Genomic DNA, 14,565 nt, shown 5'->3' on the forward strand with positions numbered 1-14,565 from the left:
GACACCAGCGTGTTTGCGCGACATTGGGAAGACATAATGTTTGTCCGTCGCCGCGATCGCTACAGCGCCCTCCGACCGGGCGGATACACTTGCCGGCCCGGAGGAGTGACGATCCCGTGCGCATGCAGGCCCCACTGGCGCCGGCGCTCGCCCTGCTGGCGGCGGGCTGCGCCCACTACACGCCCGCGCCTCTCGCCGCGGCGCCGACGCTCGCCCCTGCGCTGCCTGCGACCACGAGCGCCGCGCCGCTCGCCGTCGAGGACGTCGTCGCGCTGGCGCTGGCGCGAAATCCGGATCTGATCGCGGCCCGCACCAGATTGAGCGTCGCCCAGGCGCAACGGACGCAGGCCGGGGTGCTGCCCAATCCCGCACTGACCGGTGCGCTGCTGCCGCTTGTCTCCGGGGCGGGCGAGGTCCCCGCGTGGAACATCGGCCTGGCGCAGGATATCAAGGCCCTGCTCGTCTACAAGCCACACGTCCGCAGCGCGCGGGCCGCCACCGCCCAGGTCCGCGCCGATCTATTGTGGCAGGAATGGCAGGTCGCGGGCCAGGCGCGCCAGCTCGCCGTCGACCTGATCGCGCGCGAGCAGACGCGGCCGCTGCTCGACGAGGCGGTGCGCATCCTCGGCCATCGCAACGCCGTGACGCAGGCCGCTCTGGCGCAGGGCAATGCGACCCTGGTAACCGCCGCACCGAGCGCCGTCGGCTTCCAGCAGGCGCGCGCCAGCCTCCAGACGCTCGACCAGACGCAGGTGCAGGATCGGCACAAGCTCAACGCGCTGCTCGGCCTGACGCCCGATGCGATCGTGCCGTTGCAGTCGGTGCCGCAGCTGCCGGCCTTCGACATGGCGGCCGCGCGCGCCGCGATTCCGACGCTGCCTGCGCGGCGGCCGGATTTGCTCGCGCTGCGCTTCGGCTATCTTGCGCAGGACGAAACGCTGCGCGCCGCGATCCTCGCCCAGTTTCCCGACCTGATCCTCGGCGGCAGTGCGTCGAGCGACAGCTCGCGCGTCGTCAACGCCGGCCCGAACGCGCAGCTCGGCCTGCCGCTGTTCGACCGCAACCAGGGCAATGTCGCCATCGCCCGCGCCACCCGCGCGCAGCTCCAGGCCGAATATGCGGCGCGTCTCGCCGCCACGACCGGAGAGGTCGGCGCACTGCTCGGCGAGATGACGCAGTTGCAGCGGCAACTGATGATCGTGGCACGCGATCTGCCCGCCGCCCGCGCCGCCGCGACGCGCGCCGCCGCCGCCTTCGGTGCGGCTGCGCTGGACGAGCGCGCCTATGTCGACCTCATCACCAATCGCTTCGCAAAGGAACAGGAAGTGGCGACGTTGCGGCTCGGCCTGCTTGACCGGCAAGTCGTGGTCAGCACCCTGCTCGGCCTCGGATTGCCCGGGGTGACGACGCTCGGCCTCGCCGATCCGGGTACGCAGGGAGCGGCGCGGTGAGCGCGCGTCTGTTGCCGCTCGCGCCGCTGCTGGCGCTCGCCGGATGCGGCAGCGCCGACCCCGCGGCCGAACCGACGGCGACGCCGACGGTGCTCGTCACCACCACACCCGCGCGGCAGGACACCGAGGCGCGCACGATCGAGGCCTTCGGCGAGGCGACGCCTGCCAGCAACGGCGTCGTCACGCTCAGTGTGCAGCAGCCCGGCCAGGTGACGGCGGTCGCCGCGGTCGCCGGCGCCACCGTCCGCCCCGGCCAGCCGATACTCCGCTTCACGGTCGCGCCCTCGGCGCGCAGCGCCTATCGCCAGGTCGTCGACGCGCTGACCGCGGCAACGTCACAGCGCGCGACCACCGCCCAATTGCTGACCCAGCAGCTCGCGACGCGCGACCAGCTCGTCCAGGCGGACAAGGCGGTCGCCGACGCACGCACCGCGCTCGCCACCCTGCGCAGCGAGGGCGCCGGCGTCGGCGAGACGGTGATGCGCGCGCCCTTTTCGGGTGTGGTCGCGACCCTGCCCGTCGCCCCGGGCGATCGGACCCAGCCCGGCCAGGCGCTGGCGACGATCGCACGCGCCGGCGGGCTGATCGTCACCGTCGGCGTCGATCCCGCACATCGCGGCGACCTGCGCGTCGATGCGCCCGTCACCCTGACCCGCCTCGACGGCGGCGGCGCGCCGATCGCCGGCCGGGTGCGACGGATCGACGCGATGCTCAACCCGCGCACCCGCCAGATCGACGTCGACATCGCCTATCCTGCCGGCGCGATCCTGTCCGGCGAGGCGCTGCGCGTCGCGATCGAGACCGGCCAGGCAACCGGCTGGCGCGTGCCCCACCGCGCGGTCGTCGTCGCCGCCGACGGCCGCGCCCAGCTGTTCCAGCTGCACGGCGGCAAGGCGAAGGCCGTGCCCGTCAGCGTCGTGGTCGATGGCGCGCAAGACGACCTCGTCAGCGGCGGTCTGTCGTCCGGCGCGCCGGTGATCGTCGATGGCGCCTATCAGCTTGCCGACGGCGATCCGGTGCGTACCGGCGGCATTCGGTGAGCTACGCCGCGCTGCTGCGACGCCAGCCGCTGGCGATCGTCATCATCGCGCTCGCGGTCGCGCTCGCCGGCGCCGTGGCGGCGCTGTCGCTGCCGATCGGGCTGTTCCCGCAGGTCGCCTTTCCGCGCGTCGTCGTCGACATCGACGCCGGCTCGCGCCCCGCCGACCAGACCGCGCTCATCGTCACCAAGCCGGTCGAACAGGCGCTGCGCGCCGTGCAGGGCGTCCGCAACGTGCGCTCCGAAACGACGCGCGGTTCCGCACAGATCTCGATCGACTTCGGCTGGGGCCGCGACATGGTCGCGAGCACGCTGCTGGTCGAAGCCGCGATGTCGCGCGCGCTCGGCGCCTTGCCGCCGGGTACCACCTACAACGTCCGGCGGATGGACCCGACCGTCTTCCCGATCATCTCCTACGCGATCGAAACCTCGCGCGCATCGCCCACCCAGGTACAGGACGTCGCCCGCTACCAGCTCGTGCCGCTGCTCAGCGGGATCGAGGGGCTGGCGCGTGTGGACGTCCAGGGCGGCGAGACGGCGGAGGTGGAGGTGCTTGCCGACCCTGCCCGCCTCGCCAGCCACAATCTGGCGATGAGCGACCTGTCCACCGCCATCGCCAACGGCAATGTGCTGAGCGCGGTCGGGCGGGTGCAGGATCGCGGTCGTCTGTCGTTGGTCGTCGCCGACCGCACGCTGGCCGGTCCCGCCGCGGTCGGCGATGTCGTGATCCGCACCGATCCCGCCGGGGTCGTGCGCGTCCGCGACGTGGCGACCGTGCAGCAGGGCGTCGTGCCGCAATGGCTGCGGGTCAGCGAGGACGGCCGGCCGGCGGTGTTGCTCAACATCTACGAACAGCCGGACGGCAATGCGGTGCAGATCGCCCATGCCGTCGCCGCCAGGCTCGCCGCTGCCTCGCTGCCGCCGGGCACGCGGCTGGTCAGCTGGTACGATCAAAGCGAACTCGTCACGCAGTCCGTGGCGAGCGTCCGCGACGCCGTGCTGATCGGCCTGACGCTCGCCGCGCTTGTGCTGCTGCTCTTCCTGCGCAGTTGGCGGATCACGCTGATTGCCGCGATCGTCGTGCCCGCGACGCTCGCCGCCACCGTGCTGGTGCTCGCGATCCTGGGCATGAGCTTCAACATCATGACCTTGGGCGGCATCGCCGCCGCGGTCGGGCTGCTCATCGACGACGTCATCGTCATGGTCGAACACATCGTCCGCCGCGCCGCCGCGCCGGCCGCCGACGGTGCCCCGGTCGGACGCGCCGCGGTGCTGCCCGCCGCACGCGAATTCCTCGTGCCGCTGACCGGATCGAGCCTCGCGACGCTGATCGTCTTCCTGCCGCTGTCGTTCCTGACCGGGGTGACCGGCGCCTTTTCCAAGGCGCTGTCGGTGACGATGGCGGCGGCGCTGGCGATCTCCTGGGCGATGACGGCCTTCGTCGTCCCCGTGCTCGCGCAGCGATGGGTGACGTTCGGTACGGCCCATGGCGCCGCCGACGACGACGGCCGGCTCGCGCGGAGCCACGCCGCTGTCCTCGACCGCCTGTCGGCACGCCCCTGGCTGCTCGCCATCATCGCCGTGCCGCTGCTCGCGCTCGGCTATATCGGCTATGCCGACGTGCCCACCGGCTTCATGCCCAAGGTGGACGAAGGCGGCTTCGTGATGGACTATTACACGCCGCCCGGTACGTCGCTCGACGAGACGGAACGGCGGATGGCGCAGGTCGACGCGCTGCTGCGCGCCGATCCGGACGTCCTCACCTTCTCGCGCCGGCTCGGCACCGGACTCGGCGGCGATCTCGGCCAGAGCTACCACGGCGATTATTTCGTGCGCCTCAGGGCGGATCACGCCCGCGGCACCGAAGATGTCGCCGCGGCCGTCGCCGATCGGGTCGCTTCGCAGGTGCCGGGCGTGCAGGTCGAGGTCGCGCAGCTGATGGAGGATCTGATCGGCGACCTGACCGCGGTGCCGCAGCCGATCGAGATCAAGCTGTTCGCCGCGGACCCCACGGTCCTCACCGATCAGGCGCGCAAGGTCGCCGACGTGATCGACAAGGTCGCTGGCGTCGTCGAGGTGAAGGACGGCGTCCAGCTCGCCGGCGACGCGATCGACGTGCGCATCGATCCCATCCGTGCGGGCTTTCAGGGCGTCACGCCCGCCGACGTCCAGACCGCGGTCGACGTCGCGCTGCAGGGCAGCGTCGCCACCACGCTGGCGCTGCCGACCAAAGCGGTCGACGTCCGCGTCCGGTTGCCCGGCGCCACCACGATCACGCGCGAGGCGCTGGCGCGGCTGCCGATCCGCGCCGCCGACGGCCACGTCCTGCCGCTGTCCCGCGTCGCCGACCTAGTGCCCGTCACCGGCCAGCCGCAGATCGCGCGCGAGAATCTGGAACCGATGGTCGCGGTGACGGGGCGCATCCAGGGCCGCGGTCTGGGTGCGACGATAGCGGACGTCACGCGCGCGCTTGCCCGGCCCAGTGTGCTCGGCCCCGGCGTCCGCTACGATCTCGGCGGCCTCTACCAGCAACAGCAGATCGCCTTTGCCGGTCTCATCAAGGTGTTCCTCGCCGCACTGATCGCCGAGTTCATCCTGCTGCTGATCCTCTACCGCCGGCTGCTGCTGCCGCTGATCATCATCGGCTGTTCGCTGCTGTCGACGACCGCGGTCTTCACCGCGCTGTGGATCACCGGGGTCGACCTCAACATCACCGCCTTGATGGGCATGACCATGATCATCGGCATCGGAACCGAAATGGCGATCTTCTACGTCAGCGAATTCCAGGAGCTGGCCAGTACCTTGCCGCCCGGACAGGCGGCGCGGACGGCCGCGCACAACCGGCTGCGGCCGATCACGATGACGACCCTCGCCGCGATCCTGACGCTGCTGCCACTCGCCCTCGCGCTCGGGCAGGGCGCAGGCATCCAGCAGCCGCTGGCGATCGCGATCATCGCCGGATTGCTGTTGCAATATCCCCTCGTGTTATTGGCCATGCCTGTTCTGGTCGGAAGACTAGCGAAACCTTGGTCTGGTGTCGGCGATCAGTCGACTACTGTGTGAAGTCTGCTGGACCTGATCCAATTGCCATCGGTCGAGGCTGCCAGGCCACTTCCAGCTTTCCGCCGCTCGTTCATCGCGCGGGAGCGGATCCCCTAAAGCGATACCGGGAAGCTACCGGCGTCAAGCTCAGGGCTTACGTGCGGGAGCGCCGCTTCGGAGCTCCGTCCAGGCGGCGAGACCCAACATCATCATCGGGTCGACATCGCAGCGAAGCTGGTGTTAGCCGGGCGCGGCCGGCGGAACGGCTACGTCGAGGCACTCACCGAACATGGCGTCGATGTGGATCCGGAGCTGATCGTCAAATCGACCTTCAGCATCGATGCGGGAACGGATGCGGCCCTCTCGCTGATGCGGCTCGCCTCCCCCCCAACCGCAATCTTCGCGGTGAACGACAACACCGCCATCGGCGCCATGTCCGCGTTGATCAATCTTGGGCTCGGCGTGCCAAAGGACATTTCGCTTGTGGGCTACAACGACATTCCGATCGTCGGTTGCCTGCCCCGCTGACGACGTTGCAGGTCCCGTTCGATCAGATCGCCTCGACCGCGCTCGATCTGCTTGTGACCGGGAGGAGCAGACCGCGCGAACCGATACAGATGGTGGCCCCTACCCTGATCCCACGCCGCTCTACGGCGGCGAGAGATGCGACCGCAGTCTAAAGCGAGTCTGAGGAAATTCGGGGTAATCCGCTCCTCGCGGTCATCGCCGGAATCCGGGTCTACCGCGACAAGTATCCCGCTTGGATAGCTCGGCATGCTGCCGCTTGTCCGGCTGCCTATATTCATGCCCGCATAGCGGGTGATTTGCCCCTATTCGGATTGACGAGGCCGCTACTCACGCGCTGTCGCCCTATCGCGCCCGATCGTCACGCGGACAAAACGACGCAGACCCTGCCAATGTCGCGGGACGCCTGGCTGGCCGTGGGAGGACCGATACGAGCTTGATCAAGTGGGCGACAAACTTGCAGGCGCGCGGCAGCGCTGCGACGGGTCGTCGGCCACATACGTCATGAGGCCGCCACCCCGGGTGCGGGGTGACGGCCTTACTCAGCCTGACAGGGGCGCGTCAGGCGAAGCGCAAGTTGGTGTTGATCCCGGCCTTCCGGCGGCGACGCATCATGAAACCGACCGCGCCGATGCCGACGATCATCATCGCCCAACTGGCGGGTTCCGGCACCGCCGAAGTGACGGTCAGCGACTTGAGTTGCAGATAGTCCCAGCCGCCATAGGAGAGCAGCGTGAAGGTCCGCGCGGCCGAAGGCGCGTTTTTCGACGCATCGCTTTTGAAGACCGGGTTGAACGTCAGGTCGCCCGCGAACGCGCCGCTATGCGGCTGACCGAAAACATAATTACTGTCGATTCGCTGACCAACGAGATCCTTGCTCAGATCGAGCGTAGCCGGAATATAGAAGGTGAGCCCGGTGAAATCGGCCGTCGAGAACGTGCCATTGCCCCATCTCGCCCCCGAGACGGTCATGACGAGGTTGCTGACCGCCGACCAGTCGGCCTTCGACAGCGGCGTGGTGCCGCTGTTGAGCCGCGCCAGTTCGCTATCGGCGATGTCGAACGAGCCGACAGCCGTGCCCTTGCTCTCCAAAATGCCTTCATAAAGGAAGTTGACTTTGGCAGCCTCAGCGGATGCGGCACCAACGAGCGCTGCCGACGCAGCCGCGAAGACTGCTAAACCTTTGAACAAGGGCATAATATTCACACCTCCTGCTAGCCTTTTTTGGCGGACGGACAAGGTAATAACCCGATTAACCTTTACTGTCCACAAGAAGAGCCATAGGACTTTGTGTCTCTATTCTGTAACCAATCACTCATCAGTAGCTAGTAAGCTTTTGATAGTTGGAGAAAACTGTTCATTCTGTCGGTTTCAAATGCCCAATTTTGGCACAGCAACGAAGAATTTAGATTTTAAAAGGACATGATGTTACATTAGCTAAGCTATTGAAAGCACAGGCAGCGCCTGGCGCAATGTGGTTCGCACCGGTGCCATCGGACTCCATCGCGACGATGGCAGCCGCTCTGTCACGCCAGAGGATTTCGTCGTTGACGCCGGCATTCGCCCGAGCGCCGTCACGATGGACCATTACCGGCCGTCCCGCACCACCACCGACAATCTCGCGACCGGCAATCTGTGATGCTGCAGGAACGGTGGGCGGAAACTGGGCTTAGGATCCATGATCGATCCAAAAGATAATGAAAACGTTCTCTTCGTGTAGCTTGGCAAGCTTCTGCTCTACCATTGAGCTACACTTGCGACGGCATCCGCGCCGGCGTGTCCCCAGCCCTGGCCGACGCACATCCCACGTCCGTTAAGCCGTCATTGCCACGTCGACAGACCGGCCGCAGCCAAACCCGTCGCAGGCGCAAGAGCGCCGACGCCGCCCAAGGCCGGAAATCCGCGGCCCACCCCCAGTGACAACCGGTTCTGCGACCCGGTCCGAGGCCCCGTCATCGCACCGGACGAGGGCATGCGGGCGGCCATGGATGACGATCATGCTAACCATGGAATGTCCGACATAACAAGCGGTTGACGAGCCGCGTTCGGCGGCGCACGCTCCTCCCTCCATAAGAAGAGGAGCCTGACATGCGCACCATTCTGCTTGCCGCCGCAACCTTCGGCCTCGTTGCCGGCGCTCCGGCATTCGCCGCGCCGTGCAAGGATCCCAAGACCGGCAAGTTCATCAAGTGCGCGGCAAAGGCTCCGGCGAAGGCCGTGCGCTGCAAGAATGCGAAAGGTCAGTTCGCCAAATGCGGCACCGCGGGCGCCACGCCCGCCTGATCACACGGCATCGATATCGGCATCGGCACATGCGGGAAGATCGCATTGTGCCGATCCTGACCGCCGACGAAGGCCGCCCGATCCCCTGGCCTCGTAGGTGCGACCTAGCGAGCCGTGCGGAAAGGCCGCAACACGCGCCATCATGGGCTCGCCACGTCGTGCGCCGATACCACGATCGACGTCTTTCGCCGTTGCAGCAGGCCGACGCTGGCGTTGCGCATCGCACGCCATCCGACCACCGCCGGACGGCGCTTCGCCCCTATTAGATTCCGCCCTGCACCACGCTGCGCCCACCCGCCTCCAAGGCCTGCGTCAGGTCGGCGAGGCAGGCGTCGACCAACGCAGCGTCCGGACTGCGGACAACGAAATTGGCTCCGGTACGGCCGTCACGGAAGAAGGGATAGCTGCCGATCGCGACGCCTTCGTGCGTTTTCTCGGCGTCGCGGAGCAGATCGGCGACCTCGCTTTCGGCGACCCAGCAACCGATCGTGCCGGAAACGACCGGACGGCCGCCCTCCAGCGTGCCGGTGAGCGCGTCGAGCATGCCGGCGGTGATATGCGGCACGCCGGCCATGACGAAGATATTGCCGACATGGATGCCCGGCGCGCCGGAGACGCGGTTGGGGATCAATGTCGCCCCTTCCGGCACCCGCGCCATCCGCGCGCGCGCATCGGTCAGCCCGCCGCGCGACTGGTAATAGGCCTCCAGGATCGCCATCGCCTCCGGGTGGTGGACGACGGCGACGCCGAGCGCCGCGGCGATCGCATCGACAGTGATGTCGTCATGGGTCGGGCCGATCCCGCCGGTGGTGAACAGATAGTCGTTGCGCGCCCGCAGGATATTGACGGCCTCGACGATCGCCTCCTGTCGGTCGGGGACCACCCGCACCTCGGCGAGGCGGATACCCTGGACGTTGAGCCAGGCGGCGAGTTGCGCGATGTTCTTGTCCTGCGTGCGGCCGGAGAGGATCTCGTCGCCGATCACCACCAGCGCGGCGGTCCAGATACGCTCAGCTGTCATGACCCTTGCCTTAGCCTCGCAAAACCGCGCCCGCCACGTTATATGATGGCGATGACCGAATATGTGACCGTCACCTCCGACGCGCCGGAGGCGCGCACCGGCGCCATCAAGCTGCACGGCCCCGCCGCCTTCGCCGGCATGCACAAGGCGGGCAAGCTCGCCGCCGAGACGCTCGACATGCTGGTGCCGCACATGGTCCCCGGCGTGACCACGGCAGAGATCGACCGGCTGATCTATGATTTCGTCACCGCCGGCGGCGGCGTGCCGGCGACCTTGGGCTATCGCGGCTACACCCACTCGACCTGCATCTCGATTAACCATGTCGTCTGCCACGGCATCCCCGGCGACAAAACGCTGAAGGCGGGCGACATCGTCAATGTCGACGTGACCCCGATCGTCGACGGCTGGCATGGCGACACCAGCCGCATGTATCTGATCGGCGACGTGCCGCTGAAGGCGAAGCGGCTGGTCGAGGTGACCTACGAATGCCTGATGCTCGGCATCGAGCAGGCGCGACCGGGCAACCACATGGGTGACGTCGCGCATGCGATCCAGCGCCATGCGGAGAAGCACCGCTATGGCGTGGTGCGCGATTTCTGCGGTCATGGCCTCGGCCGGCTGTTCCACGACGCGCCGGAGGTGGTGCATGTCGGCCGCCCCGGCACCGGGCCGGAGCTGCGGCCGGGCATGATCTTCACGATCGAGCCGATGATCAACATCGGCCGCCCCGACGTAAAGCTGCTCGACGACGGCTGGACGGCGGTGACGCGCGACCGCTCGCTGTCGGCGCAGTTCGAACATTCGATCGGCATCACCGAGGACGGCTGCGAGATCTTCACGCTTAGTCCCAAGGGATACACCCAGCCGCCCTACGCGTAACAGGCGGCATGCCCGCCGCCCTACTGCCGCTGCTCGCCGTCCTGTTCGCCGGGGTCGGCATCGCCGTGCAGGCGCCGACCAACGCCGCATTGGCCAAGACGTCCGGATCGGTGGTACTGGCGGCGCTGGTGTCCTTTTTGGTCGGGTCGGTCGTGCTCGCGGTCGCGTGGGTGGCCTTTGACCGCACTGCACCGGCCGCCTTGAAGGGTGCGCCCGGCTGGGCTTGGCTGGGCGGCCTGTACGGTGCCGGCTTCGTCGCGGCGATGGCCTATGCGGCGCCGCGCCTCGGCCTCGCCACCGCCCTGACGGTGGCGATCGCCAGCCAGCTCGCCACCGCGCTGCTCCTCGACAATTTCGGCCTGCTCGGCCTGAAGACCGAGCCGGTCACACTGCCGCGGTTGTTGGGTGCGGCGCTGGTTATCGGCGGCGTGGTGCTGATGCGGCGGAGCTGAGGCCGATCCGATGGCCACCGTCATCAACCTGACGCAAGCGCCGCGCAAATCAACGGCAATGACGGGACTACGAACGGCTTGCGCCCTGCTCTTCGCTTGCGATCCGACCATGCTGACGGCACAGGCGCTGCCCGCCTCCCCGGCGTCATCGACGGAAAAGCCCGGCAAACCGGATACCGCGCCCGAGAAGGACCCGAACGGGCTGATCCTGACCGCGTCGAGCCGTCTGCGCTTCGAAGGGGTCGCCGGCCGTCCCCGTCCCGGTTCGGCGACAGCGGAGGATGCGGTGCTGCTCCGCACCGGTATCGCGGTGGAATATGGCCCGGGGCCGTTGGCGATCGGCGCGGAGATGATCGACAGTCGCGGTTACGCGCTGGCCCGCACCACGCAGATCAGCAACAGCGAGGTCAATGCGGTAGAACTGCCGCAGGCCTATCTGAAGCTCCGTCTCGACGACCTGCTCGGCCGCGGCCGCCACATGACGCTCGACGCCGGCCGCTTCCTGATCAATCTCGGTTCCGGCCGGCTTGTCGCGACCGACGAATATGGCAACACCGTCAACGGTTTTACTGGCATTCGCAGCGACCTGGAACCGGATCGGCAGACGGTCCTCACCCTGTTCTACGTACTGCCGCAGCAAAAGCTGCCCGACGATCCGACGCGAGTGCGCCGCAATGCGGTGGTGATGGACCGCGAGACGTTCGACCGGGTGCTGATCGGCGGACATGTGCGGCGCAAGGCGCTGATCGCCGGTAGCACGCTGGAGATCACCTATCTTCGCCTGGCCGAGCATGACGCGCCGGGCTTCGCCACCGCCGACCGCCGGCTGCACACGCTGGACGGGCGGCTGAGCCGTGAGAGCAAGGCGGGCAAGCTCGATGGGGATGCCGAGGTCGCCTATCAGTTTGGCGACGCCAGTGCCTCCACCGAAGCGAGCGCGCGTCATGCCGACGTCTCCGCCACCCTCGTCCATGCCGCGGCAGGATATACGTGGGCTACGCCGATCCAGCCACGGCTCGGCCTCTTCTACGATTACGCGAGCGGCAACGGCCGCGATGCGCGGACCATCCGCCGGTTCGATTCGCTATACGGCAGCCGGCGCGACGATTTCGGCCCGTCGGGCACCTATGGCGCGATTTCGCGCGAGAATATGAGTGCGCCGGGGGTGCGGTTCGAAGCCAAGCCCGGCAAGCGGGTCGAGGCGCTGGCGGACTATCGCGCCATCTGGCTGGCGTCGCGCTACGATCGCTTCTTCGGTGTCACCGACGCGACCGGCCGCTCGGGCCGCTTCGCCGGGCAGCAGGTCGAGGGGCGCATCCGCTACTGGCTGATACCCGATCACCTGCGGTTGGAGAGCAATGCGGCGGTGTTGTTCAAGGGCCCCTTCCTGCGCGATGCGCCGGCCGCACTGGCACGCGATCAGGCGACGGTCCGCTTCCTGGAGATCAACCTGCAGGCGACCTTCTGATCCGTGCCCGCGTGAGGGTGACGAACGGCCGCGCAGCCGCTACAGGCGCGGGCCATGACCCAGATCACGCCCGAGATCGTCGCCGAACACGGCCTCTCCCCGGAAGAATATGAGACGGTGCTGCGCGCGCTCGGCCGCGAACCCAATCTGGTCGAGCTCGGCATCTTCTCGGTCATGTGGTCCGAACATTGCTCGTACAAGTCGAGCCGCATCCACCTGAAGAAGCTGCCGACCACGGGCCCTCAGGTGATCTGCGGCCCCGGCGAGAACGCCGGCGTGATCGACATCGGCGACGGTCAGGCCGCGATCTTCAAGATGGAGTCGCACAACCACCCCTCCTACATTGAGCCGTACCAAGGTGCAGCGACGGGCGTCGGCGGCATCCTGCGCGACGTGTTCACGATGGGCGCGCGCCCCGTCGCCAACATGAACGCGCTGCGCTTCGGCCGGCCCGATCATCCCAAGATGCGCCACCTGATCAGCGGCGTCGTCCACGGCATCGGCGGCTACGGCAATTGCGTCGGCGTGCCGACCGTCGGTGGCGAGGTGAACTTCCATCCTGCCTATGACGGCAACATCCTGGTCAATGCGATGACGGTCGGCGTCGCCGCACAGGATAAGATCTTCTATTCGGCGGCCAGCGGCATCGGCAATCCGATCGTCTATGTCGGGTCGAAGACCGGCCGCGACGGCATTCACGGCGCGACCATGGCCTCGGCCGACTTCGGCGAGGATGCCGAGGAGAAGCGCCCGACCGTGCAGGTCGGCGACCCCTTCACCGAGAAATTGCTGATCGAGGCGTGCCTGGAGCTGATGGCGACCGACGTGATCGTCGCGATCCAGGACATGGGCGCCGCGGGCCTGACCTCGTCGAGCGTCGAGATGGCGTCCAAGGGCGGCGTCGGCATCGAATTGATCATGGACGACGTGCCGCAGCGTGAGACCGGCATGACCGCCTATGAGATGATGCTGTCGGAAAGCCAGGAGCGGATGCTCATGGTGCTGAAGCCCGGCCGCGAGGCGGAAGCCGAGGCGATTTTCCGCAAATGGGAGCTCGACTTCGCGGTGATCGGCCATGTCACCGACACCGGCCGCATGGTGCTGAAGCATCATGGCGAAGTGGTGTGCGACATCCCGCTCGCGCCGCTCGCCGACGAGGCGCCGCTGTACGACCGGCCGCACGTACCGACCGTACCGCCGGCGATGCCCGAGACGCTGCCGGAAAGCCGCGACATCGCCAAGGATCTGCTGACGCTGATCGGCTCGCCCGACATCGCCAGCCGCCGCTGGATCTGGGAGCAATATGACCACATGGTCGGCGCCGACACGGTGCAGCGCCCGGGCGGCGACGCCGCGGTGGTGCGCGTGCATGACACCAACAAGGCGCTGGCGATCACAACCGACTGTACGCCGCGCTATTGTTTCGCTGATCCCGTCCAGGGCGGCCGCCAGGCGGTGGCGGAGGCATGGCGAAACCTGACCAGCGTCGGCGCGACGCCGCTCGCGGTGACCAACTGCCTCAACTTCGCCAATCCGCAGCGGCCCGAGATCATGGGCCAGATCGTCGGCTGCCTCGAAGGAATGAGCGACGCCTGCCGCGCGCTCGACTTCCCGATCGTGTCGGGCAACGTCTCGCTGTACAATGAATCCAAGGCGACCGGCGGCGGCTCGGCGATCCTGCCGACCCCGGCGATCGGCGGCGTCGGCCTGCTCGCCGATTGGCAGCGCAACATGACGATCGCGTTCAAGGGCACGGGCGACGTCATCCTCGCGGTCGGCACGCGCGGCGGCCACCTCGGCCAGTCGCTCTACCTGCGCGAATGCCACGGCATCGAGGGTCGCGACGCCGGCCCGCCGCCGCCCGTCGATCTCGACGCGGAACGCCGCACCGGCGATCTGATCCGCCGCGGCATCGAACAGGGCCAGCTCTCCGCGGTCCACGACGTCTCCGACGGCGGCATCGCGGTGACGCTCGCGGAGATGGCGCTGGCCGGCAATATCGGCGCGATGATCGACCGCAAGCAACCGTTCGGCTGCGCCCGCTCCTTCTTCGCAGAGGATCAGGGCGTCTATGTGGTCACCGTCCACGACCATGCCCTGGTCGACTTCCTCGCTGAGGCGCATGCCGCCGGAGTCGAGGCGGAGCCGCTCGGCCGGACCGGCGGCAAGCGGCTGATCTTCGAACGGCCCGACCGCGACGATGTCGTCACGCTCGATGCATTGCGCTCCGCGCATGAAGCGTTCTTCCCGACGTTGATGGGCAGCGACGCCGCACTCGCCTGATCGCTCCGCCGCCGCCGCCGGGCCGTGTGCAAGGCGGCGGCACGGTGAGACGGCGTGTCACTGCGACCAAAAGATGCGAACGACCCGCAACTAGCTTGCGATCGCCTCGCAATAGCGCTACT

At 67.8% G+C, this 14,565-nt stretch carries 12 protein-coding genes; 10 read left to right on the top strand and 2 right to left on the bottom strand.

Annotated features, from left to right (window positions below; translation table 11 throughout):
• Positions 1-122: 122 nt before the first annotated feature.
• From D9601_RS07795 to D9601_RS07810, 4 genes are all read left to right on the top strand, one after another.
• Positions 123-1,451, top strand: a complete 1,329-nt coding sequence (locus D9601_RS07795; RefSeq protein WP_198353246.1) for a TolC family protein — start codon at positions 123-125, stop codon at positions 1,449-1,451.
• A complete protein-coding gene (locus D9601_RS07800; RefSeq protein WP_198353247.1) occupies positions 1,448-2,491 on the top strand; it encodes an efflux RND transporter periplasmic adaptor subunit in 1,044 nt (347 codons plus the stop codon). Before D9601_RS07795 ends, D9601_RS07800 begins: the two co-directional genes overlap by 4 nt.
• Entirely contained in the window at positions 2,488-5,553 is a 3,066-nt protein-coding gene (locus D9601_RS07805; RefSeq protein ID WP_198353248.1) for an efflux RND transporter permease subunit, read from the top strand. The genes D9601_RS07800 and D9601_RS07805 overlap by 4 nt, the downstream gene beginning before the upstream one ends.
• A gap of 216 nt (positions 5,554-5,769) precedes the next feature.
• On the top strand, positions 5,770-6,060 hold the full coding sequence (locus D9601_RS07810; protein ID WP_198353249.1) for a substrate-binding domain-containing protein: 291 nt from the start codon (positions 5,770-5,772) through the stop codon (positions 6,058-6,060).
• A gap of 558 nt (positions 6,061-6,618) precedes the next feature.
• Here the strand turns inward: D9601_RS07810 and D9601_RS07815 are convergent.
• Positions 6,619-7,254, bottom strand: a complete 636-nt coding sequence (locus D9601_RS07815) for a PEPxxWA-CTERM sorting domain-containing protein (protein WP_198353250.1) — start codon at positions 7,252-7,254, stop codon at positions 6,619-6,621.
• Between the two features lie 277 nt (positions 7,255-7,531).
• Here D9601_RS07815 and D9601_RS07820 point away from each other — a divergent pair, with 277 nt between their 5' ends.
• Positions 7,532-7,696 carry a hypothetical protein gene (locus D9601_RS07820; protein WP_198353251.1) on the top strand — a complete coding sequence of 55 codons (165 nt, stop codon included), beginning with the start codon at positions 7,532-7,534 and terminating at the stop codon, positions 7,694-7,696.
• Positions 7,697-8,145: 449 nt separating this feature from the next.
• Positions 8,146-8,340 (top strand): hypothetical protein, encoded by a 195-nt coding sequence (locus D9601_RS07825; protein ID WP_198353252.1) that lies wholly within the window; start codon positions 8,146-8,148, stop codon positions 8,338-8,340.
• Between the two features lie 262 nt (positions 8,341-8,602).
• On the opposite strand, the gene D9601_RS07830 is transcribed toward D9601_RS07825, so the two are convergent.
• A complete protein-coding gene (locus D9601_RS07830) occupies positions 8,603-9,361 on the bottom strand; it encodes a competence/damage-inducible protein A (RefSeq protein WP_198353253.1) in 759 nt (252 codons plus the stop codon).
• A 51-nt stretch (positions 9,362-9,412) separates the two neighbouring features.
• Between D9601_RS07830 and map the strand changes: the two genes are divergently transcribed.
• The 4 genes from map (at position 9,413) to purL (ending at position 14,443) form a co-directional block, all read left to right on the top strand.
• The gene (map, locus tag D9601_RS07835) at positions 9,413-10,240 is read left to right on the top strand and encodes a type I methionyl aminopeptidase (RefSeq protein ID WP_198353254.1); all 828 of its coding nucleotides are present in this window, start codon (positions 9,413-9,415) and stop codon (positions 10,238-10,240) included.
• A gap of 8 nt (positions 10,241-10,248) precedes the next feature.
• Positions 10,249-10,692 carry a DMT family transporter gene (locus tag D9601_RS07840; protein ID WP_198353255.1) on the top strand — a complete coding sequence of 148 codons (444 nt, stop codon included), beginning with the start codon at positions 10,249-10,251 and terminating at the stop codon, positions 10,690-10,692.
• 109 nt (positions 10,693-10,801) lie between these two features.
• Positions 10,802-12,160 carry an alginate export family protein gene (locus tag D9601_RS07845; RefSeq protein ID WP_232473868.1) on the top strand — a complete coding sequence of 453 codons (1,359 nt, stop codon included), beginning with the start codon at positions 10,802-10,804 and terminating at the stop codon, positions 12,158-12,160.
• A 54-nt stretch (positions 12,161-12,214) separates the two neighbouring features.
• Positions 12,215-14,443 carry a phosphoribosylformylglycinamidine synthase subunit PurL gene (gene purL, locus D9601_RS07850; protein WP_198353257.1) on the top strand — a complete coding sequence of 743 codons (2,229 nt, stop codon included), beginning with the start codon at positions 12,215-12,217 and terminating at the stop codon, positions 14,441-14,443.
• The last annotated feature ends 122 nt before the right edge of the window (positions 14,444-14,565 follow it).

The organism is Sphingomonas sp. MA1305, from assembly GCF_016107325.1.
Lineage (GTDB): Bacteria > Pseudomonadota > Alphaproteobacteria > Sphingomonadales > Sphingomonadaceae > Sphingomonas.